Below are 23031 nucleotides of genomic sequence, written 5' to 3' on the forward strand. Positions count from 1 at the left end.
TGGGTCGCCCTCACCCCAGCCCTCTCCCGCAAGCGAGACCTCTGCGAAACTCATTGATTTGGCGAGTTGGCGGCTGGAGGGGTGATGGCGTGATGCGATTTGGCTACGAGCGGCGGTTTCGGCCGCCGTGGCCGGTGATTGGTCAGCGGATGGCGGCTGCGGTTCGCATGTTGTAGGCGATCGAGATCAGATCGAGGTGGAATGCGTTGGCGCTGATGCCGGCGTAGCGCATGCGGGTGAAGCCGTAGCGGCCTTTGAGTTGCGAGAAGGTCCGTTCGATCGCCTGCCTCACGCGCCCGATCAGCTTGTTGCGCACCGCTTGCCATCGCGGCAGCGCCTTCTGGTGCTTGTTGCGACGATGCTGGATGCGATCCTTGATGCCACGGGCTTTGAGGGCTTGGCGGCGCGCACGCTTCTCGTAGGCCTTGTCGGCATAGACCGCCTTCTCGTCGCCGAGGACGAGATCGTCGGCGACTTCGCTCTCATACGTCTTCGCCCCGGTCAGTTTGCGGGCCCGGATCAGCCCCGATCCCTGATCGATCGCGATGTGCGCCTTGTAGCCGAAGAACAGCTGGCGCTTGGGGCCCTGCCTTGTCCAGTTGGCTTCCGGATCGTGTGACGAGCGGCTCTCGACCTCGCGCGGGGTCGATCCCGAGGTAGGCGTCCGCCCTGAACTTTGAACCAGGGTTGCGTCGATCAAAGTCCCTGTCTTCAAGACATATCCAGCCGCTTCGAGCTGCCGGAGAACTTCCTGAAACAGGGCGTCTCCCAGGCCGACTTGCTGCAAGGCATTGCGAAACCGGCACAGCGTCGTCTCGTCGGGTGTCTGCGCATCCAGCGCGAAACCGCAGAAGCGCCGAAACGAAACTCGGTCGAGCAGGGCCTCTTCGAGACCGGGGTCGGACAGTCCGTACCACTGCTGCAGCAACAAGGCTTTGAACATTGCCAGCGGCTCGTAGGGCGGCCGACCGGTCTCGCCCGGCCGCACCTTGCGGATCAGGACGGCAAGACGGCCCCAATCGATCAGGCCCGAAATGCGCTCCAGCCGCTCGTTGCGCCCAAAGCCCGCCGGCAGCAAAGCCTCAATGAAACTGTCCTGCGCCATCCCGTTCACCTCCGCCTAAGCGCAAGTGAATCACATCTGGATAGAACAGTCAGGTTTTGCAGAGGTCTCGCAAGCGGGAGAGGGAGCGCGTTGTGCCTGGGGCAGCTCATCGATCCCCTTTGGCGCCCGAGGTGATCCACCACATCGCCCTGCCTGCGGCCGGACTCCCTCTCCCGCTTGCGGGAGAGGGTTGGGGTGAGGGCGACGCGAGCACGTCCGAAGTGATTGATTGAATTCCCTTCACTTCTGGCACTTCGGACACCAGAACGTCGACCGGCCGTTCTGCACGAAGCGCTGCACCGTGCCGCCGCAGCTCGGGCACGGCTCGCCTTCGCGGTCGTAAACCTTGAACGCGTGCTGGAAGTAACCGAGCTCGCCGCTGGTCTGGCGGTGGTCGCGCAACGACGAGCCGCCGGCTTTGATCGCTTCGCCCAGCACCTCGCGGATCGCCTCGGTCAACCGCACCGCGTGGTCGGTCGGTTCTTCCTTGCGGTTGGCCAGCGTCGAGGCTTTGCGCTTTGGTGACAGGTGCGCGCGAAACAGCGCCTCGCAGACATAGATGTTGCCGAGCCCGGCAACCACGCGCTGATCGAGCAACGCGGCCTTCAGGCTGGTCTGTTTGCCGGCGCAGGCCTTCGCCAGCAGGCTGGCGTCGAACGCATTGCCGAGCGGCTCGGGGCCGAGGCCCTTCAGGTGCGGCTCGGTTTCGATCTCGCTGCGCGGAAACACCTTCATGAAGCCGAACCGGCGCGGATCGTTGAACACGACGCGGGCGCCGGACGCCATTTCGAACACCACGTGGTCGTGGGTGCGGTTCTCGCTTCTCGGATAGTGAAACTCGCCCGGCGTGGTCTCGCCATCGGCCTCGATCACCCGGAACGAGCCGGACATCCCGAGATGCATCAGCAGCACGTCGCCGCTCGACAGGTCCGCCAGCAGATATTTGGCACGCCGGCCGAGGCCAGTGACGGTCTGGCCGGTGAGCCGGGCGATGAAGTCCTTCTGCAGCGGAAACCGCAGGTTCTCCCGGTGCGCCACCGCGCGGTCGATCCGAAAGCCCTCCATCGCCGGCTGCAGCCCGCGGCGGACGGTTTCGACTTCGGGGAGTTCGGGCATCGGGTTGCGCTCGGAAGGGCTTTAAGCCACTCGATTGGCTTGAATTTCAGGCATGGCGGCGACAATCCGGCGATTGCGGTCGGCGCCGTCCGTTGTTGCATTCTACATTTGGCGTCAGCCAGTTAAGGCATTCAGGTGATAGCGCCTCCGCACCAAGCGCGCTATATGGTCCGCCGCGGACCGCCGTTTTCGTGTTTCGGGCGGCAATCGGCCTGAAAAACCGTCCGCGCGCAGGAGTTGAAGGCATGACTGAGCCGAGCGAGACCACGCATTTCGGCTATCGCGACGTTCCGCTGGACGAGAAGCAGACGCTGGTCAACGACGTGTTTCACAGCGTCGCCGGCCGCTACGACCTGATGAACGATCTGATGTCGGGCGGCATGCACCGGTTGTGGAAGGACGTGATGATCACGACCCTCAACCCGCCGCGCGACGACACGCCGTTCCGGCTGCTCGACGTTGCCGGCGGCACCGGCGACATCTCGTTCCGTGCCGCAAAGGCCTCGGGCGCTGGCTTTCACTCCACCGTCTGCGACATCAACACCGACATGCTCGAAGTCGGCCGCCAGCGCGCGGTCGAGCGCAATCTCGACGACAAGGTCGATTTCGTCGAGGGCAATGCCGAGAGCCTGCAGTTCGACGATCGCAGCTTCGACGCCTACACCATCGCGTTCGGCATCCGGAACGTGCCGCGGATCGATCTGGCGCTGAAGGAGGCCTATCGCGTGCTGAAGCCGGGCAGCCGTTTCCTGTGCCTCGAGTTCTCGTCGGTCGACGTGCCGGGCCTGTCCAAGCTGTACGATCTGTTCTCGTTCAAGGTGATCCCGGAGATCGGCCGCGTCGTCACCGGCGATGCCGACAGCTATCAGTATCTGGTCGAATCGATCCGCAAATTTCCCAAGCCGTATGATTTCGCCGAGATGATGCGCGACGCCGGCTTTGCGCGCGCCAACTGGCAGGTGATGAGCGGCGGCATCGTCGCGCTGCATTCGGGCTGGCGTTTGTGATAGCAGCACTTACTCATGTGGCGCGGCTCGGCCGCGCCGCCTTCGTGTTCGCGCGCGAGGGCGTGTTCGGCGTGGTCGATCCGGCGTTGATTCCGCCCGCCGGTCAGGTGCCGATCCGGCTGGCGCGGCTGATCGAGCGGCGCGGCGCCAAGTCCGGCCCGCGGCTGTCGCGCGCCCTGACGCGGCTCGGCCCGGCGTACTTGAAGCTCGGCCAATTCCTCGCCACGCGGCCTGACGTCGTCGGCGTCGCGATGGCGCGCGATCTCGAAGCGCTGCAGGACCGGCTGCCGCCATTCTCGCAGGACGAAGCCAACGAGGTGATCGCGACCTCGCTGGAGCGGCCGCTGCGCGATCTGTTCGTCAGCCTCAGCCCCCCGGTGGCGGCCGCTTCGATCGCCCAGGTGCATCGCGGCGAGGTCGAGATCGACGGCGTCCGCAAGCAGGTCGCCGTGAAGGTGTTGCGGCCGAACGTGTCGGCGCGGTTCAGGCGCGACCTGTCGGATTTCTTCTATGTGGCCGACAAGGCCGAGCTGTATTCCGCCGAGGCGCGGCGGCTGCGGCTGGTCGAAGTCATCAACACGATGTCGCGCTCGGTCGCGATGGAGATGGACCTGCGGCTGGAAGCGGCCGCGGCGTCCGAGATGGCCGAGAACACCAAGGACGATCCGGACTTCCGCGTCCCCACCGTCGATTGGGATCGCACCAGCCACAACGTGCTGACGATGGAGTGGATCGACGGCATCCCGCTGAACGATCACGCCCGTCTGAAGGACGCCAACGTCGACACCATCGAGCTCGGCCGCAAGGTGATCCAGAGCTTCCTGCGCCACGCGCTGCGCGACGGCTTCTTCCACGCCGACATGCATCCGGGCAACCTGTTCCTGGATCGCGACGGCAAGCTGGTGGCGGTCGATTTCGGCATCATGGGGCGGCTGCTGCCGAAGGAGCGGCGCTTCCTCGCCGAGATCCTGCTCGGCTTCATCACCCGCAACTATCGCCGCGTCGCCGAGGTGCATTTCGAGGCCGGCTACGTGCCGGCGCATCACTCGGTCGAGAATTTCGCGCAGGCGATCCGTGCGATCGGCGAGCCGATCCACAATCGCACCGCCGAAGAAATCTCGATGGCCAAGCTGCTGACGCTGCTGCTCGAGGTGACCGGCCTGTTCGACATGCGGACCCGGCCGGAGCTGATCCTGCTGCAGAAGACCATGGTGGTGGTCGAAGGCGTGGCGCGGTCGTTCGATCCCAAGCTCGACATCTGGAAGGTCGCCGACCCGGTGGTGCGCGAGTGGATCCAGCGCAATCTGGGGCCGATCGGCAAGGTCGAAGGCGCGCTCGCCGGCGCCGGCGAGCTCGGCCACACCCTGACCAGCCTGCCGACCATCGTGTCGCGCGCCGTCACCGTGCTGAATCAGCTCGAGGTCATGACCAAGGACGGCCTGGTGCTGGCGCCGGAGACGATTGCTGCGATCGGCCGCACCGAGCGCGGCCGTACCCGGGGCCGGACGGTGGCGCTCTGGGTGATCGCGGCAACCTTCATCGGGGTTCTAATCGCGCTGTCGCGGATGATCTGATCGCATTGCATTCATGGCTTGAATGCAATGCCTGCGTCCGCTAGCTTTTCGTCATGGCCAATCTGACGATCCGCAAGCTCGATGACGTCCTCAAAGCCGAACTCCGTCAACGAGCGGCTGCCAATGGCCGCTCAATGGAAGACGAAGTCCGGGTAATCCTGCGCGACGCCTGCCACAGGCGGCTCGGCTTCGCAGAGCCTTCGTCGGCCGACCCTTCCGTGCCCTCAGTCCCGACCCCGGAAGCTCCGCCGGAAGGCGCTCGCGCCCAGCCACAGCTGGGCAGCGCGCGGGTGACGCTGATCGTTGGTGGCGGCATTGCGGCCTACAAGGCGATGGACCTGATCCGCCGGCTGAAGGATCGCGGTGCCGATGTCCGTGTGGTGCTGACCAAGGCGGCCCAGCAGTTCATCACCCCGCTGACCGCGAGCGCGCTGTCGCATCAGCGCTGCTACACCGATCTGTTCGACCCCTCGAGTGAGTTCGATGCCGGGCACATCCGCCTTGCCCGCGACTGTGACCTGATTGTCGTCGCGCCGGCGACCGCCGACCTGATGGCCAAGATCGCCGGCGGTCATGCCGATGACCTTGCGACCGCGATTCTGCTCGCCACCAATCGCCAGATCCTGCTGGCGCCGGCGATGAACCCGCTGATGTGGAATAACGCCGCGACCCGGCGCAATGTCGCCCAGCTCAAGCAGGACGGCGTCGCGATGGTCGGCCCCAATGCCGGCGAGATGGCCGAGCGCGGCGAGGCCGGCGTCGGCCGGATGGCGGAGCCGATCGAGATTGCCGCCGCAGCCGAGACGCTGTGGCGGCCGCAGCCGCCCAAGCCGCTGCTCGGCAAGCGCGTGCTGATCACCGCAGGCCCGACCCACGAGCCGATCGATCCGGTGCGCTACATCGCCAACCGCTCGTCCGGCAAACAGGGCTACGCGATCGCAGCCGCGGCGGCCGCCGCCGGCGCCGAGGTGTCGCTGATTTCGGGGCCCGTCGAGCTACGGGCGCCGGCAGGTGTCGCCCTCACCCGGGTGGAGTCGGCGCGCGAGATGCTTGCTGCCGTTCAATCGGCGCTGCCGGCGGATGTGGCGATCTTCGCCGCCGCCGTCGCGGACTGGCGTGTTGCTAGTGAAGGAATACAGAAGCTCAAGAAGGGCGCCGGCGGGCCGCCACCGCTGCAGCTGACCGAGAACCCCGACATCCTGGCCACGATCTCGAAGCTGACTGAAGGCCGGCCGCCGCTGGTGATCGGCTTTGCGGCCGAGACCGAAAACCTGATCGACAACGCCACCGCCAAGCTGGCCCGCAAGGGCTGCGACTGGATCGTCGCTAACGACGTCTCGCCGGCCACCGGCGTGATGGGCGGCGACCGCAACACCGTGCATCTGCTGATGCGCAACGGTGCCGCCACCGATCTCGAATCGTGGCCGCTGATGACCAAGGACGAAGTCGCGACCGCGCTGGTGGCGCGGATCGCTCAAGCAATGGCAGTTCCCGCATGACCCAAAAGATCACCGTTTCGATTCGCCATCTGCCGCACGGCGAAGGCTTGCCGCTGCCGGAGTATCAGACCGCGCACGCCGCCGGGCTCGATCTGACCGCCGCTGTCCCGCAGGACGCGCCGCTGACGCTTCAACCCGGCCGCTACGTGCTGGTGCCGACCGGACTCACCATCGCGCTTCCGGAGAACTACGAGGCTCAGGTGCGGCCGCGTTCGGGCCTTGCCGCCAAGCACGGTGTCACCGTGCTGAACGCGCCGGGCACGATCGACGCCGATTATCGCGGCGAGATCGGCGTGCTGCTGATCAACCACGGCACCGAGCCATTCACGATCCGCCGCGGCGAACGCATCGCTCAAATAGTGATCGCTCCCGTCAGCCGCGCTCAGTTCGTGGCGGTCGAGGTGCTGCCGGAAACCGGCCGCGGCGCCGGTGGTTTCGGCTCGACTGGCCGCTGAGTGGCGGCGCCGCGTTGAGGTGTTACTTCCCCGACTCAACTAGATTTAGTGTCAAGCACGCCAGGAATCGGCTCGGAGAAATATAAATCGTCCGTTTGCGGACGGTCATGAGTCCGTTCACGGTCTGGACTCTTACCCCCCGAGTCTCGATGGCGATAATGTCCTCCGATTCGGCTATGGCGCGGCTTGTCAGTTGCGCCGTGCGGTTTGGGGCAATCGATGTCAGGCGTATTGGGGTCCATACGTCGGACCAGTCTGTCGTGCACCTCCCTGGTGCATGGTTTGGCTGGGACGGCCGTGATGGTCGCGTCCTCGCCGGCGCGAGCCGCAGACGATCACCTGGCCGCCATCACGTCGTCGCTGCTGCTGGACCTCAACCGCCACGAGATGATGACGTTGATCATCGCGCTCGCGGCGCTGGGCTTTTCGGTGATGTCTGCGATCATGCTGGTGCGGACGCGGCAGCGCGCGCTTGCGCGCGAAGCGGGGCTGCGCGCCGACCTGCAGGGGCTGCAGGCGGAGTCCGATCGCTTTCAGGCGCTGCTGTTCGCCGAGCCGCAGGTGCTGATCTCCTGGGCCGCCGGTGACAGCCGGCCGCAGATCAGCGGCGACACCGCGCTGTTCCTGCCGCCGGAGACGCAGAGCCGCCAGCCGCAACGCGTGCTCGCGTTTGGAACCTGGCTACCGCCCGAGCCGGCGCTGCAGATGGATCACGCCGTCGACGCGCTGCTCGACAAGGGCGAAGGCTTCCTGCTGCAGCTCGTCACCTCGACCGGCCGCTCGATCGAGGCGATGGGGCGCGCCGTCGGCGGTCAGGCCGTCGTCCGCATCCGCGAACTCAGCGGCGTGCGCCGTGAACTTGCCGATATGAGCCGGCGGTTCAAGGCGCTGCAGGACGAAACCGAGATGCTGCGCGGCTTCGCCACCGCCGCGCCGTGGCCGATCTGGACCCGCCGCTCCGACGGCACGCTCAGCTTCGCCAACGCCGCCTATGCGCGGGCGACCGATGCCAGCGACGCCGCGGACGCGATCGGCCGCAATCTCGAATTGCTCGATTCTTCCGATCGTGCCGCGCTGGCGCGGGCGCTCAGCGACGGCTACGAATACTCTGGCCGGCTGCCGATCGTGGTCGGCGGCGAGCGCCGTTACTTCGACGTCCGCGCCCTGAAGGTGACCGGCGGCAGCGCCGGCATCGCGGTCGACGCCAGTGAAACCGCCGCGCTCGGCGCCGCGCTGGAGCGGATGGCCGATGCACATCGGCGCACGCTCGATCAGCTGTCCTCCGGCGTCGCGGTGTTCGACGCTCAGCGCAGGCTGTCGTTCTACAACGACTCCTATCGCAAGCTGTGGGACCTCGACCGCATCTTCCTCGACAGCCATCCCGACGACTCCACCGTGCTCGACCGGCTGCGCGCCGAGCGCAAGCTGCCGGAGGAGCGCGACTTCAAGGCGTGGAAGAACAAGCTGCACGAAGCCTATCGGGCGGTCGAAGCCGAGAAGGACGTCTGGTACCTGCCGGACGGCCGCGCGGTCAGCATCGTCACCACGCCTAATCCGGAAGGCGGGGTCACCTATCTGTTCGACGACGTCACCGAAAGCCTCGATCTCAAGCGCCGCTATGGTGGCCTCATCGACGTCCAGCGCGAAACGCTCGACAATCTTTCGGAAGCCGTCGCGGTGTTCGGCTCCAACGGCTGCGCGCAGTTGTTCAACCCGCCGTTCGCGCGGATGTGGAACCTGTCGGCCGAGGCGCTGCAGAGCCAGCCGCACATCGAGGCGATCGAAGAGTGGTGCCGGCCGCTGTTCGACGACGAGGTGTTCTGGCAGGCGCTGCGCGGCGCCATCACCGGCATCGACGATCGCCGCCATGTCCTGCTCAAGCTCGAGCGCAAGGACGGCAGCGTGCTGGCCTGCAAGACCATGCCGCTGCCCGACGGCGCCACGATGCTGACGTTCCAGGACATCACCGACACCGAGAACGTCGAGCGGGCGCTGCGCGAGCGCAACGAGGCGTTGGAGACGGCCGATCGCATCAAGATCGATTTCGTCCACCACGTCTCGTACGAACTGCGCTCGCCGCTGACGACGATCATCGGCTTCGCGCACTTCCTCAGCGATCCCTCGACCGGGCCGCTGACCGAGAAGCAGGCCGAGTACGTGAACTACATCACGACCTCGACCAATGCGCTGATGGCGATCATCAACAACATCCTCGATCTCGCCAGCATCGACGCAGGCGCGATGACGCTCAATCTCGGGCCGATCGACATCCGCAAGGTGATCGATGCGGCCGCCGAGGGCATTCAGGACCGGCTGGCGCGCGATCAGATCGCGCTGCAGGTCGATATCGATCCGGCGATCGACAGCTTTGTCGGCGATGAGCGGCGGGTCGTGCAGGTGCTGTACAATCTGCTCGCCAACGCGGTCGATTTCTCGCCGCCGCAAGGGGCGGTGCGGCTGACGGTGCGCAGAGGAGAGACCCGCGTCGCGTTCACCGTCACCGACTCCGGTCCCGGCATCGCGCCGGCGTTCAAAGAGAAGATGTTCGATCTGTTCGAGAGCGATCCGCAGGGCTCGCGACATCGCGGCGCCGGGCTCGGCCTGTCGCTGGTGCGCTCGTTCGTCGAGCTGCACGGCGGCAAGGTCCAGGTCGAGTCGGCGATCGGCCGGGGCACGTCGGTGACTTGCGAATTTCCGATCGAGCCGGCCGCTCGACGCCACGCGGCCGAATGAGCGCGGCAGCGACATTCTCGGTCGCGCTCGCCAACGAGACGGCGACCGCGCGGCTGATGGCCGAGGTCGCGCTGCTGATCGGCCCCGGCGATGTCGTGACCTTGTCGGGCGATCTCGGTGCCGGCAAGACAGCCGCGGCGCGGGCGATGATCCGTTATCTCGCGGACGACGACGCGCTCGAAGTCCCGAGCCCGACCTTCACGCTGGTGCAGACCTACGATCTGCCGCCTTATCCGCTGCTGCATGCCGATCTGTATCGGGTCGAGGATCCATCCGAGCTCGAAGAAATCGGGCTGTCGCCGCTGCCGGACGGCACCGTGGCGCTGATCGAATGGCCCGAGCGCGCCGGCGCCGCGTTGCCCGAAGACCGCATCGACATCGCGCTCAGTCATCGTCCGGCCCTGGGCCCGTCGGCGCGCGCGGCGGAAATCACCGGGCACGGCAAAGCCGTGAAGCAAGTCGAACGGCTCGCGGCGCTGCGCAGCTTCATTGAGACCGCCGGCTACGCCGATGCCGAGCGCCGGCACATGCCGGGCGACGCTTCGACGCGCTCCTACGCGCGGCTGCAGCGCGGCGCCGAAAGCGTGATCCTGATGAACGCGCCGCGCCGTCCGGACGGTCCGGCGCTCTATGCCGGCAAGAGTTACAGTGCCGCGGTGCATCTGGCCGAAGATGTCCGGCCGTTCGTCGCGATCGGGCAGGGCCTGCGCGAGCGCGGTTTCTCGGCGCCTGCGATCCATCACGCCGATCTCGATGCCGGCTTCCTGATCACCGAAGATCTCGGCCGCGTCAGTTTCGTCGAGGGCGATCCGCCGGCGCCGGTGACGGCGCGCTATCAGGCTGCCACCGACATGCTGGCGGCGCTGCACGCCAAGCCGCTGCCCGATCACCTGCCGCTGTCGACGCGCGAGAGCTACGCGGTGCCGACGTTCGACGAAGCCGCGATGATGATCGAGGTCGGCCTGATGCCCGAGTGGTATCTGCCGGATCGCGGCGCGCCGCCGTCTGAAGCGTTGCGGGCCGAATTCGTTGCGCTGTGGCGCAAGCTGCTCGCCGGCATAGCGGCCGCGCCGCGGACCTGGGTGCTGCGCGATTATCACTCGCCGAATCTGATCTGGCTGGAGGATCGTCCCGGCATCGAGCGCGTCGGGGTGATCGACTTCCAGGACACCGTGCTGGGCCCGGCCGCCTACGACGTGGTGTCGCTGCTGCAGGACGCCCGCATCGACGTGCCGGAAGCGACGGAATTGTCGCTGCTCGGCCGCTACGTCAAAGCCCGGCTCGCCGCCGATCCGGAGTTCGACGCTCCCGGTTTCGCGCGGCTCTACGCGGTGATGTCAGCGCAGCGGAACACGCGGCTATTGGGAACTTTCGCCCGGCTCAACCGGCGCGACGGCAAGCCGCAATATTTGAAGCATCAGCCGCGGGTGTGGGCGTATCTGGCCCGCTCGCTGGCGCATCCGGCGCTTGCCGAAGTCCGGGCCTGGTACCGGGACCACGTGCCGCCACCGCTCTGATTCGGCGGATTTCCTTTACGCATCTTTAGAATGGGCCCCGTAGTGTTCCGGGGTCGCCGAGGCATGGCCCGGCGCCGCCAAGACCGAACTGCAGGACTTCGAGATGGTTGCCGAACGCAATAAGGACGGCCGCGTCGTTTTCGATCGTGGGTTGCGCGCGCAGATGATGGCGATCGACGGCACCTGGCGTCGTCCCTGCCTGATCGAGGACGTCTCCGAACTCGGCGCCAAGCTGACGGTCGAAGGGACGGTCGAGGGTCTCAACCTCAAGGAATTCTTCCTGCTGCTGTCGTCGACCGGACTGGCCTATCGCCGCTGCGAGCTGAGCTGGATCAACGGTGACCAGATCGGCGTCACATTCCTGCGTCTCGACCGGAAGAAGAAGCGCGCCGCGCAAGTCGAGAACGCCTGAGCCGCGTCTGCGCTGCCTAATGCTCCCGCGCCGAACCGCGCGCCGTCGTATCGTCGTCATGATCGCCGACTACCCAATGACCGCCTCCGATAGACCGTTCGGAGCCGCGTGATACAATCGATTCGCGCCGCCCGGCGCGTTCCGAGTCGGAGACCATGACCGTTCGTCCCCACAAAGCCATGGTGCTGGCCGCCGGCCTCGGCCTGCGGATGCGCCCGCTCACCGATCATATGCCGAAGCCGCTGGTGCGCGTCGCCGGCCGTCCGTTGCTCGACCACGTGCTCGACCGGCTGGCCGAAGTCGGCGTCGCCGAAGCCGTCGTCAACGTCCACTATCTGCCGGATCAGATCATCGATCACGTCGCCGGGCGGACCAGCCCGCGGGTGATCATTTCGGACGAGCGCGATCAGGTGCTCGGCACCGGCGGCGCGGTGGTGAAGGCGCTGCCGCTGCTCGGCGATGCGCCGTTCTATCATCTCAATGCCGACACGATGTGGATCGACGGCGTGCGGCCGAATCTTGCGCGGCTCGCCGAAGCGTTCGATCCGGCCCGGATGGACATCCTGCTGCTGATGGCGCCGACCGCGAACAGCATCGGCTACGCGGGCAAGGGCGACTTTGCGATGAGCCCCGACGGCAGCCTGCACAAGCGCAAAGAGACCGAGGTGGTGCCGTTCGTCTATGCGGGCGCCGCGATCATGTCGCCGGCGATCTTCAAGGACGCGCCGCTGGGCGAGTTCTCGCTGACCAAGATGTTCGATCGCGCCGGCCAGCAGCATCGCCTGCACGGGCTGCGACTCGACGGCTTGTGGATGCATGTCGGTACGCCCGACGCGGTGCCTGCGGCCGAACGGGCGTATCTCGCCAGCGTCGCCTGAGAGGTCGGCCCGCGCCGGCCACCTCCTTTCGCCGGATTTGCCGTGCCATGATGGCGGAGGCGAATCAGGACATCGATGCACCTTTTCAGCGTTCCATCTTCGGCGCCGTTTTTGCGCACGACCATCGCGGCGCTGGTCGACGGCCGGCTGGTCGACGGTTTCGAGGCACGCACCGCGCCGGAGCGGCTTGCCGACGCCACGCTGTATCTGCCGACGCGCCGCGCCGGCCGGATGGCGCGCGAGATTTTCTTGGACGTGCTCGGCGCCGACGCCGTGCTGCTGCCGCGGATCGTCGCGCTCGGCGATATCGATGAAGATGAGCTGGCGTTTTCGCAGGCCGCATCCGGCCTCGCCGATCTGGAGATTCCGCCAGCGCTCGACGGGCTGCCGCGACGGCTGTTGTTGGCGCAGGTGATCGCGAGCTGGGCGGCGCGGCTGAAGCCAGACGATCCGGCGCAGGCGCCGCTGGTGGTTGGCGGTCCGGCCTCGGCGCTGGCGCTCGCCGACGATCTGGCGCGTCTGATCGACGACATGTCGACCCGCGGCGTCGACTGGTCGGCACTCGAGACATTGGTGCCCGATGCGTTCGATCGCTACTGGAGCCTGACGCTCGATTTCCTCAAGATCGCCGGCCACGCTTGGCCGCAATATCTGAAAGAGACCGACCGGATCGAACCGGCGGCGCGGCGCGACCGGCTGATCGACGCCGAGGCGCAGCGGCTGGCGACCCAGCGCAGCGGCCCGGTGATTGCCGCCGGTTCGACCGGCTCGATGCCGGCGACCGCGAAGCTGCTCACCGCGATCGCGCGATTGCCTCACGGCGCGGTGGTGCTGCCCGGCCTCGATGTCGATCTCGACAATGCGGCGTGGGATCTGATCGGCGGCAGCCGCGACCGGCAGGGCAAGCTCATCACGCCGCCGTCGCCGAACCATCCGCAATACGCCATGCATGGCCTGCTCGACCGGATGGGCGTGACACGTCGGGATGTGCAGCAGCTCGGCACGCCCGCTCGACACGGCCGCGAACTCCTCGCCTCCGAGGCGCTGCGGCCGTCATCGGCGACGGCGGTGTGGCACGACCGGCTGAAGGATGCCGAGGTCGATCGCCTGATCGGCGAAGGCACTGATGGACTGACGCTGATCGAAGCGCCGAATTCGGAAGCCGAGGCGCTGGCGATCGCGGTGGTGCTGCGCGAGGCGCGTGAGCAGGGCAAGACCGCAGCGCTGGTCACGCCGGATCGCGCGCTGGCGCGCCGCGTCGTCGCCGCGCTCGGCCGCTGGCATCTGCCGGTCGACGATTCCGGCGGCGACTCGCTGATGGACACGCAGCCAGGCATTTTCGCGCGGCTCGCGGCTGAGACTGCGCTCGAAGGTTGCGAACCGGCGACGCTGCTGGCGCTGCTCAAGCATCCGCTGCTGAGGCTCGGCCGCGCCGATCATGGCTGGCGTAGCGCGATCGAGACCCTGGAGCTGGCGCTGCTGCGTGGGCCACGGCCACCTGCCGGCTGCGACGGGCTTGCCAAGGAATTCGCGATCTTCCGGGACGAGCTTGCCAAGCTGAAGCGCGGCGAGGCCAGCGCGCTGCATCCGTCCGAGCCGCGCACGCGATTGTCCGAACCGAGCCTCGATGAAGCGCAGCAACTCATCGCCGAGCTCAAGGCCGCGCTCGCGCCGCTGGAGACGTTCGGACCGAGCCCGCTCGACCTGTGTGAGATCGGCGCGCGGCATCGCGACGTCTTGAAGGCGTTGACGGCCGATCATGACGGCATCGTCGAAGCGTTCGAAGGCCCGCAAGGCTCGGCACTGCTGCGGGCATTCGACGATCTCGCCGCAGTCGGACCGGCGAGTGGCGTATTGGTCGCGGCGCGCGACTATGGCGAAGTGTTCGAGACCGCTTTCGGCGATCGCGTAGTCCGCCGTCCCGAACGTGCCGAAGCGCCGATCCGCATTTACGGTCCGCTCGAAGCCCGCCTGACGCAGCGGGATCGGGTTGTGCTCGGCGGCCTGGTCGAGGGTATCTGGCCGCCGGCGCCGCGGATAGACCCATGGCTGAGCCGCCCGATGCGGCACGAATTGGGCCTCGATCTGCCGGAGCGCCGCATCGGCCTGTCGGCACACGACTTCGCGCAGGCGCTCGGCGCCGACGAGGTATTCATCACCCACGCCGCCAAGGTCGGCGGTGCGCCCGCAGTGGCGTCGCGCTTCCTGCACCGGCTCGAAGCGGTCGCCGGCGAGGATCGCTGGAAGGCGATGAAGGGGCGCGGGCAGACCTATCTGGACTACACGCACGAACTCGACCGCCCTGAGAGCGTGGCGCCGATCGCGCAGCCTGCACCGAGGCCGCCGCGGATCGCACGGCCGCTGAAACTGCCGGTGACGGCGATCGAGGATTGGCTGCGCGATCCGTACACGATCTACGCCAAGTACATCCTGCGCCTGTCGCCGCTCGATCCGGTCGACATGCCGCTGTCGGGCGCCGATCGCGGCTCCGCGATCCATGCGGCGCTCGGCGAATTCACCGAGCGCTACCAGGACGCTCTGCCGGACGATCCGGTAACTGCGCTGCGCCAAATCGGCCAGAAACATTTTGCGCCGCTGATGGATCATGCCGAGGCGCGCGCGCTGTGGTGGCCGCGCTTCTTGCGGATCGCGACTTGGTTCGCCGCGTGGGAGCAGCAGCGCCGCACCGGCGTCGTGCAGGTGCAGGCGGAGCGCCGCGGCACGCTGATGATCCCGCTTGGTGGCGAGCGCAATTTCGAACTATCGGCGCGCGCCGACCGCATCGAACGGCGCGACGACGGCAGCTACGCGATCCTCGACTACAAGACCGGCCATCCGCCGACCGGCAAGCAGGTGCGAATGGGGCTGTCGCCGCAGCTCACACTGGAGGCGGCAATTCTGCGCGACGGTGGTTTTGAGGATATTTCGGCCGCGGCTTCAGTGAGCGAGCTCACCTACGTCAAGCTCAGCGGCAACACGCCGCCGGGCGATGAGCGCGTGCTGGAACTCAAGATCGAACGCAAGGACGAGCCGCAGCACCCTGACGATGCCGCGGATGAGGCGCGTGCCAAGCTGGAAGGATTAGTCCGCCGCTTCGAGGACGAGAAGCAGCCCTATCGCTCGCTGGTGCTGTCGATGTGGTCGCAGCGCTACGGCACCTATGATGATCTGGCGCGGATCAAGGAATGGTCGGCGGCCGGCGGTCGCGGAGACGCGTCGTCATGAGCCGTGTCATTCCCAACGAAGCCCGTGCCCGGCAGGAGATCGCCTCCGATCCGTCGGCATCGGTGTTCGTCTCCGCCAATGCCGGCTCGGGCAAGACCCATGTGCTGGTGCAGCGCGTGATCCGGCTGCTGCTCGACGGCGTATCGCCGGAGCGCATTCTGTGTATCACCTTCACCAAGGCGGCCGCCGCCAACATGGCGGAGCGGGTGTTCACCACGCTCGGCCATTGGGTGAAGCTCGACGACGACGCGCTGTCCGACGCGATCCGCGCCACCGGCGTCAAAACGGTCGGTCCTTCGCTATTGGCACAGGCGCGAAAACTGTTCGCCTGCGCGTTGGAGACGCCCGGCGGGCTGAAGGTGCAGACCATCCACGCGCTGTGTACGCGGTTGCTGCAGCAGTTTCCGTTCGAGGCCAACGTGCCGGCGCGGTTCAGCGTGCTCGACGACCGCGATCAGGCCGAACTGATGCAGCGCGCCAGCCTCGACGTGCTGCTGCGCGCCGCCGCGGCGCCGGAGAGCGACGCCGGGCGGGCACTGGCGTTCGCGATGACCAGCGCCGCCGACGTCACCTTCCGCGATGTGGTGCAGGAAGCCTGCATGAGCCGCGATCGCTTCATGGCGTGGGTGGCGCAGGCCGGCAGCGTCGAACGCGCGATGGCGCAATTGTCCGCGACTCTCGGCGTTGCGCCGGACGATAGCTGCGATGCCGCCGATCGCGACATTGTCGATGGCCCGAACCTGCCGCGATCCGAATGGGCTGCGGTCGCGGCGACCTTCGAAGGTGGCAGCGCTAACGATCAGGCGCAGGGCAGGCGGTTGCGCGCCGCGCTGGCGCTGGCGGATGCGGCGCAGATCGAGGCTTATCTCCAGGTGTTCTTCACCAAGGACAATGGGCTGCGCAAAAGCCTGATTACCAAAAAGCTCGGTGATGGCGCGCCCGGCCTCGCCGAAAGGCTGCAGCGCGAAGGCGCCCGGCTTGCCGGGCTGCTCGAGCGACGCCGCGCATTGGCGTTGCGCGAACGCACGCGAGCGCTGCTGGTGATCGCCGCGCAGGTCGCGGGCAACATCGCGCGCGAGAAACGCGAACGCGGTCTGCTCGATTACGACGACCTGATCGACAAGACGCTGGCGATGCTCGACAACGGCGCGGCCGGGTGGGTGCATTTCAAGCTCGACCGCGGCGTCGATCACGTGCTGATCGACGAAGCGCAGGATACCTCGCCGAAGCAGTGGAAGATCGTCGCCCGGCTGATCGACGAATTCACCGCCGGCGAGGGCGCGCGCGACGGCGTCCGGCGCACCATCTTCGCGGTCGGCGACGAGAAACAGTCGATCTTCTCGTTCCAGGGCGCGGTGCCGAAAGAGTTCGCCGAGTGGCGTGACCTGTTGCAGCGACGATTCACCGGCGCTGGCCTGACCTTCGAAAAGGTTTCGTTCAACTACTCGTTCCGCTCAGGTGCGGCGATCCTGCAGTCGGTAGATCACGTATTTCGTGACCCGGCGATCTACCGCAGCATCCACGCCGACTCGACCTACCCGCTGCATCAGTCGCTCGCCGATGCCGGGCCGAGCCTGATCGATCTGTGGCCGCTCGAAGTGCCGGACGATCGTCAGCAGATCGAAGGCTGGCAGGCGCCGTTCGACGCGGTGTCCGAAACCAGTCCCGAGGTCCGGCTTGCCGACAAGGTGCGGGCTGAGATCGGTGCACTGATCGCGCGCGGCACCCAGACCGGTCCGATGGGCCGACGCCGGCCGCTGAGCTATGGCGACGTGCTGATCCTGGTGCGGCGGCGCGGGTCGGCGTTCGACGCGGTGATCCAGGCGCTGAAGCGCGGCGGCATTCCGGTCGCGGGCGCCGACCGGCTGAAGCTGACCGAGCACATCGCGATCATCGACCTGATGAACCTCGCCGACGCGCTGCTTTTGCCGCAGGATGATCTGGCACTGGCGGTGGCGCTGAAGAGCCCGCTGTTCGGGCTCGATGACGACGACCTTTTCAAGCTGGCCTGGCAGCGCAAGGGCTCGCTCCGTGCCGCGCTCGCCGATCATGCTGCGGGCGATCAGAGGTTTGCGGCCGTGCAGCGCCGGCTGGAGAGCTACGCGGCGCGGGCGCAGGCCGAAACGCCATTCGGATTCTACGCCTGGCTGCTCGGCGGCGATGGCAGCGACAGCGGCCGCGCCCGAATCCTGCGCCGGCTCGGGCCGGAGGCCAACGATGCGCTCGACGAGTTTCTCGAACTGGCGCTGAGCTTCGAGCGGAAGCGCGCGCCGTCGCTGCAGGGCTTTATGGCGTGGCTGCGTGAGGCCGACACCGAGATCAAGCGCGACATGGAGATCTCCCGCGACGAAGTCCGGGTGATGACGGTGCACGGCGCCAAGGGGTTGGAAGCGCCGGTGGTGTTCCTGATCGACACCACTTCGTCGCCGGCCGACACTCAGCGGCTCAACCTGATCCGGCTGCCGGGCGGCAACGCCGCGCCGGGCTCGGTCGCCGCGATGGTGTGGGCGGGCCGCAAGGCCGACGATCCGAGCGTCGTCGAGCAGGCGCGCAGCGCGATGATCGAGGAGACCGAGGACGAGTATCGCCGGCTGCTCTATGTCGCGATGACCCGCGCGGCCGACCGGCTGATCGTTGGCGGCTGCATGCCGGGCAATCGCAACGAGGTGCGGCCGCACTCCTGGTACGACCTGATCAGCAAAGGGCTGGAATCCTCCGGGCTGGAGATGCAGCCGGTCCCGCCCGACGGCGTGATCAAGCGCTATTGCCGCCCCGAGGACGTGATCGAGGAAACCGGCGCGGCGATGCAGAGCCACGAGACCGCGGTACCGTCCCTGCCGGACTGGCTGCGCCGGCCGGCGCCCGGCCTGCCGTCCGCCGAACAGGTGTTGCGGCCCTCGGATGCGGACGATGATGATCGGCGCCGGTTGCGGCCAGGGGAATCCGACGCCAGTCGCAGCCGCGCGCTGCAGCGCGGCACCTTGGTGCACCGGCTGCTGCAATCGCTGCCGGAGATCGCCGCGGCCGATCGCCCTGGGGCGGCAGCCCGGTTTCTCAGCCGCAACGCGGCGGACTGGAGCGAGGAGGAGCGCGGCGCGCTTGCCGCCCAGGTGCTGGGGCTGATTGCTGATGCCAGGTTTGCGGCGGTGTTCGGTCCAGGCAGCCGCGCCGAGGTGCCGATTGTCGGCCGGCTGCAGCGGCGCGGCGGGCCGGTGCTGGTGTCCGGCCAGATCGACCGCTTGGTGGTGACCGAAACCGAGGTCCTGATCGTCGATTACAAGACCAACCACGCGCCGCCGCGGGTCGAGGCCGAGGCGCCGCGCAGTTACGTCCGCCAGCTCGCCCGCTACCGGGCGGTGCTCGGCGCGATCTATCCACAGCGCACCGTCCGGGCCGCTCTGCTCTGGACCGAAGTCGCTGAAATCATGGAGATTTCGGCCTCTGCGCTGGACGCGGAGCAGGCCGATCTGACGGTGCCGTGAGCCGTGCTTGACCGCACCGCGGCGCGTTCCTACGTTCACCCGTCATCACGGCGCGATTCCCGCCGCCGCTCTTCATCCGGTTTCACGAGGTATCCTATGGCCGTTGGTAAGGTGTCAGACGCCGATTTCGAAAACGAGGTTCTCAACGCCCAGGGGCCTGTGGTGGTGGACTTCTGGGCCGAGTGGTGTGGCCCGTGCCGCATGATCGCGCCGGCGCTCGACGAAATCGCTGGGGCGATGGGCGACAAGGTCAAGATCGTGAAGCTCAATGTCGACGAGAGCCCGGTCACCGCCTCGAAGTACGGCGTGATGTCGATCCCGACCCTGATGATCTTCAAGGGCGGCGAGATGGCCTCGCGCCAGGTCGGCGCCGCGCCGAAGGCCAAGCTGCAGCAGTGGATCAGCGCAGCGGTCTGAACTTGGACGCGCCACGAACGTTCTGAAACGGCCGGCATTCCGCCGGCCGTTTTGCGTTTCGGCCTCTCGTCATTGCGAGGAGCGAAGCGACGAAGCAATCCGGCCCCGTGCTCGGCGCACTGGATTGCTTCGCTACGCTCGCAATGACGGGGATGGGGCGATTAGCAACCAGTGGGTTCGTATCGTGGCAGAGCGGAAATCATCCACCAAGACCTGCGCCGCACCGCTCGCGCCGATGGAAGCGCGGTCGGTCGATGCGATTCCGATCGGGCCGCAATGGCAGTACGAGCCGAAATGGGACGGCTTTCGCTGCCTGATGGTGAGGAGCCGCGATGCTATCGCGCTGTGGTCGAAATCGGGGGAAGACCTCACCCGCTACTTCCCCGAGTTAGTTGTGGCGGCCCTGCGGCTGAAGGCCGAGCGCTTCGTGCTCGATGGCGAGATCGTCGTGCCGCAGGGGCGGAGGTTTTCGTTCGATGCGCTGCTGCAGCGGATTCACCCTGCCGCGAGCCGCGTGAACAAGCTCTCGGTCGAGACGCCGGCGCTGCTGTTGGTGTTCGATCTGTTAGCGAGCCCGCGCGACGACGCGCTGGCGGCGCAGCCGCTGACGCAGCGGCGCAAGGCGCTCGAAGTCTTTGCGAAAGCGCAGTTCAAGGGCCATCCGACGTTCCGGCTGTCGCCGGCCACCACCAGCGACAAGCAGGCCGCGAAGTGGCTGGCGCAGGCCGGCGGCGGCTCCGACGGCGTGATCGCCAAGCGGCGCGACCTCGCGTACCAGTCCGGCAATCGCGACGGCATGCAGAAGATCAAGAAGTTTCGGAGCGCCGATTGCGTGGTCGGCGGCTTCCGCTACGCCAGCGCGCCGCTTAATGGCCGCAAAGTGGTCGGCTCGCTGCTGCTCGGTCTCTATGACAAAGCCGGCCTGCTGCATCACGTCGGCTTCACCTCGGCGCTGAAGCGGACCGAGAAACCGGCGCTGACCGACAAGCTCGAAGAGCTGCCCGGCGAAGGCTTCACCGGCAATGCGCCGGGCGGACCGAGCCGATGGTCGACTGCGCGCTCGGCCGAGTGGCAGCCACTGCGGCCGAAGCTGGTTGTCGAAGTCTGCTACGATCATTTCAGCGGCGAACGCTTCCGCCACGGCACCAGCCTCTTGCGCTGGCGCCCCGACAAGGCGCCGCGGCAATGCACGATGGATCAGCTCAAGCAGAAGCAGGTCGAGCCGATCAAGCTGTTGGCGTGAGCCGAACGATTAGTTCGGTGGTGTGCCGTTGAGGTTCAGCACATGGCCGGCGAGATACAGTGATCCGGTGATCAGGATGCGCGGCGGCAGTTCGTAGGCCAGCGACGCGATGCGTCGCAGCGCGGCCGGCACATCATCGGCCAGTTCGACCCGCAGGCCGAGCGCGCGGCCGGCGTCGGCGAGGCGCTCCGGCGGCATCGCGCCGTCGCGGTTCGGGATCGGCACCACGATCAGGTGTCGCGTCAGCCCGGTGAAGTTGGCGAGAAACGCCGCTGCGTCCTTGTTCGCCATCATCCCGGCGATCAGCACCAGCGGCCGCGATACGCGCTCTTCGAGATCGCCGAGCGCCGCCGCAGCGACGCGTCCGCCGTCGGCATTATGACCGCCGTCGAGCCACAGCTCGCAGCCGGGCGGTGCGTCGTCGAGCAGTTTGCCGGATGTGATCCGCTGCATCCGCGCCGGCCAGTCGGCCGCCAGCAGCCCGGCCTGATAGGCGTCTTGCGGAATTGTGAAGTGCGGTTGCGCGCGTAGCGTCGCGATCGCGAGGCCGGCATTGTCGATCTGGTGCCGGCCGAACAGTTTGGGCGCGGTGAGATCGAGCAGGCCGCGTTCGTCCTGATAGACGAGCCGGCCGTGTTCAAGCTGGACGTGCCATTGCTGGCCGCACGCGAACAGCGGGGCGCGCAGCCGCTTCGCCTCACGTTCGATCACCTCCATCGCCTCGTCGCGCTGCTCGGCGACGATCACCGGCGCGCCGCGGCGCAGGATGCCGGCCTTCTCGGCGGCGATGTCGGCGACGGTCGGGCCGAGAAACTCGGTGTGGTCAATGCCGATCGGCGTCAGCACGCAGGCGAGCGGATGTTCGATCACATTGGTGGCGTCGAGCCGGCCGCCGAGCCCGACTTCGAGCAGGGTGACATCGGCGGGATGCTGCGCGAACAGCCACAATGCCGCGGCGGTCTCGATCTCGAACAGCGTGATCGGCGCGCCGGCATTGACGCGTTCGCAATGCGCCAGCGCGGCGATCAGCTCGTCATCGCGGACCAGCCGGCCGGCGATCCGAATGGTCTCGTTGACGCGGACCAGATGCGGCGAGGTGTAGGCGTGGACCTTGAGGCCGGCGGCTTCCAGGATCGCGCGTAGGAACGCGACGGTCGAGCCCTTGCCGTTGGTGCCGGCGACATGGATCACCGGCGGGAGCTGACGTTCAGGATGGCCGAGCGCGGCGAGCAGCCGCTCGATCCGCCCGAGCGTAAGGTCGATCGCGACCGGATGCAGCCGCGCCAAGCGCGCGCGCAATTCGCCGAGCGAGGCCGGCGGCGCGGTGCCTTCGCTCACGCCTGCGGCGCGGCCGGCTGGGCCGGCGGCTCGGTCGGGGCCGGAGCGGCGGGCTGCTCGGTGGCAGTGGTCTCCGGCTCGGCTTTGGCGGCAGCTTCGGCCGGAGCCTCGACCGCGGTGGTGACGGTCAGGGCCGGCGACTTGGTCAAGATCCGGCACAGCCGTGCCAGGGTCGGGCGCAGGTCGTGGCGATGCACCACCATGTCGACCATGCCGTGGTCTTTGAGATATTCGGCGCGCTGGAAGCCGTCGGGCAGCTTCTCGCGGATGGTCTGCTCGATCACGCGGGCGCCGGCGAAGCCGATCAGCGCGCCCGGTTCGGCGATGTGGATGTCACCGAGCATCGCGTAGGAGGCGGTGACGCCGCCGGTGGTCGGATTGGTCAGCACCACGATGTAGGGCAGCTTGGCTTCGCGCAGCATCTGCACCGCGACGGTGGTGCGCGGCATCTGCATCAACGACAGAATGCCTTCCTGCATCCGCGCGCCGCCGGAGGCTGCGAACATGATAAAGGGCGCGTGCTTTTCGACCGCCAGCTCCATGCCGCGGATGATCGCTTCACCCGCCGCCATGCCGAGCGAACCGCCCATGAAGTCGAAGTCCTGGACGGCGACCACGACCGGGGAGGTTTCGAGCTTACCGAAGCCGACGCGCACGGCGTCATGGGCGCCGGTCTTGGTGCGGGCATCCTTGATCCGGTCGGCGTATTTGCGCTCGTCGCGGAATTTCAGCGGATCGGCCACAACTTCGGGCAGGGCGACGTCATACCAGGTCTCGTTGTCGAAGATCGACCGCAGACGCGCCAGCGCGCCCATACGCATGTGATAGTTGGAGCCGGGAATGACGAACTGGTTCTGCTCGACGTCCTTGTAGAACACGAGCTGCCCGGTATCCGGACATTTGATCCAGAGGTTCTCCGGAGTCTCGCGCCGCAGAATGTTGCGGATCTTCGGACGGACGACGTTGGTCAACCAGTTCATGACGTGCTCCGCGCGTCGCCGGACAAGGCGCCGCCTGGGTTCATGGCGTT

The 23031-nt window shown here is 67.3% G+C and carries 16 protein-coding genes; 12 read left to right on the forward strand and 4 right to left on the reverse strand.

Translation table 11 applies throughout. The features are described 5' to 3' along the window. Positions 1-142 precede the first annotated feature (142 nt). Both DY467_RS15700 and mutM read right to left on the reverse strand, forming a co-directional pair. On the reverse strand, positions 143-1105 hold the full coding sequence (locus DY467_RS15700; RefSeq protein WP_164637340.1) for an IS5 family transposase: 963 nt from the start codon (positions 1103-1105) through the stop codon (positions 143-145). A gap of 240 nt (positions 1106-1345) precedes the next feature. Beyond that, positions 1346-2221 (reverse strand): bifunctional DNA-formamidopyrimidine glycosylase/DNA-(apurinic or apyrimidinic site) lyase, encoded by an 876-nt coding sequence (mutM, locus tag DY467_RS15705; RefSeq protein ID WP_164637342.1) that lies wholly within the window; start codon positions 2219-2221, stop codon positions 1346-1348. 245 nt (positions 2222-2466) lie between these two features. Between mutM and ubiE the strand changes: the two genes are divergently transcribed. From ubiE to DY467_RS15765, 12 genes are all read left to right on the forward strand, one after another. After that, on the forward strand, positions 2467-3228 hold the full coding sequence (ubiE, locus tag DY467_RS15710) for a bifunctional demethylmenaquinone methyltransferase/2-methoxy-6-polyprenyl-1,4-benzoquinol methylase UbiE (RefSeq protein ID WP_164637344.1): 762 nt from the start codon (positions 2467-2469) through the stop codon (positions 3226-3228). Next, the gene (gene ubiB, locus DY467_RS15715; RefSeq protein WP_164573281.1) at positions 3225-4802 is read left to right on the forward strand and encodes a 2-polyprenylphenol 6-hydroxylase; all 1578 of its coding nucleotides are present in this window, start codon (positions 3225-3227) and stop codon (positions 4800-4802) included. The genes ubiE and ubiB overlap by 4 nt, the downstream gene beginning before the upstream one ends. Before the next feature lie 53 nt (positions 4803-4855). Continuing rightward, complete coding sequence (gene coaBC / locus DY467_RS15720; protein WP_164637346.1) at positions 4856-6301, forward strand: bifunctional phosphopantothenoylcysteine decarboxylase/phosphopantothenate--cysteine ligase CoaBC; 1446 nt, start codon at positions 4856-4858, stop codon at positions 6299-6301. After that, entirely contained in the window at positions 6298-6756 is a 459-nt protein-coding gene (dut, locus tag DY467_RS15725) for a dUTP diphosphatase (protein WP_164637348.1), read from the forward strand. The genes coaBC and dut overlap by 4 nt, the downstream gene beginning before the upstream one ends. A 219-nt stretch (positions 6757-6975) precedes the next feature. Beyond that, on the forward strand, positions 6976-9489 hold the full coding sequence (locus DY467_RS15730; protein WP_164637350.1) for a sensor histidine kinase: 2514 nt from the start codon (positions 6976-6978) through the stop codon (positions 9487-9489). Further along, positions 9486-11006, forward strand: coding sequence for a tRNA (adenosine(37)-N6)-threonylcarbamoyltransferase complex ATPase subunit type 1 TsaE (tsaE, locus tag DY467_RS15735; RefSeq protein ID WP_164637357.1), 1521 nt, complete (start codon positions 9486-9488; stop codon positions 11004-11006). Before DY467_RS15730 ends, tsaE begins: the two co-directional genes overlap by 4 nt. Positions 11007-11109: 103 nt before the next feature. Beyond that, the gene (locus DY467_RS15740) at positions 11110-11418 is read left to right on the forward strand and encodes a hypothetical protein (RefSeq protein WP_011155648.1); all 309 of its coding nucleotides are present in this window, start codon (positions 11110-11112) and stop codon (positions 11416-11418) included. A gap of 155 nt (positions 11419-11573) precedes the next feature. Then, positions 11574-12296: a nucleotidyltransferase family protein gene (locus DY467_RS15745; RefSeq protein WP_164637358.1), complete on the forward strand. Its 723-nt coding sequence runs from the start codon at positions 11574-11576 to the stop codon at positions 12294-12296. 75 nt (positions 12297-12371) lie between these two features. Beyond that, positions 12372-15521 carry a double-strand break repair protein AddB gene (addB, locus tag DY467_RS15750; RefSeq protein WP_164637359.1) on the forward strand — a complete coding sequence of 1050 codons (3150 nt, stop codon included), beginning with the start codon at positions 12372-12374 and terminating at the stop codon, positions 15519-15521. Then, entirely contained in the window at positions 15518-19003 is a 3486-nt protein-coding gene (gene addA / locus DY467_RS15755; protein WP_164637360.1) for a double-strand break repair helicase AddA, read from the forward strand. The genes addB and addA overlap by 4 nt, the downstream gene beginning before the upstream one ends. Before the next feature lie 96 nt (positions 19004-19099). Beyond that, positions 19100-19420, forward strand: a complete 321-nt coding sequence (trxA, locus tag DY467_RS15760; protein ID WP_011155644.1) for a thioredoxin — start codon at positions 19100-19102, stop codon at positions 19418-19420. A gap of 184 nt (positions 19421-19604) precedes the next feature. Then, positions 19605-20663 carry an ATP-dependent DNA ligase gene (locus DY467_RS15765; RefSeq protein ID WP_349627647.1) on the forward strand — a complete coding sequence of 353 codons (1059 nt, stop codon included), beginning with the start codon at positions 19605-19607 and terminating at the stop codon, positions 20661-20663. Between the two features lie 9 nt (positions 20664-20672). Here DY467_RS15765 and DY467_RS15770 read toward each other — a convergent pair whose 3' ends face one another. Together DY467_RS15770 and accD are read right to left on the reverse strand one after the other, a co-directional pair. Continuing rightward, on the reverse strand, positions 20673-22001 hold the full coding sequence (locus DY467_RS15770) for a bifunctional folylpolyglutamate synthase/dihydrofolate synthase (protein WP_164637361.1): 1329 nt from the start codon (positions 21999-22001) through the stop codon (positions 20673-20675). Continuing rightward, entirely contained in the window at positions 21998-22981 is a 984-nt protein-coding gene (accD, locus tag DY467_RS15775) for an acetyl-CoA carboxylase, carboxyltransferase subunit beta (protein WP_164637362.1), read from the reverse strand. Before accD ends, DY467_RS15770 begins: the two co-directional genes overlap by 4 nt. Positions 22982-23031 lie beyond the last annotated feature (50 nt).

Origin of the sequence: Rhodopseudomonas sp. BR0G17, assembly GCF_010907025.1 — a bacterium.
Classification (GTDB): domain Bacteria; phylum Pseudomonadota; class Alphaproteobacteria; order Rhizobiales; family Xanthobacteraceae; genus Rhodopseudomonas; species Rhodopseudomonas palustris_H.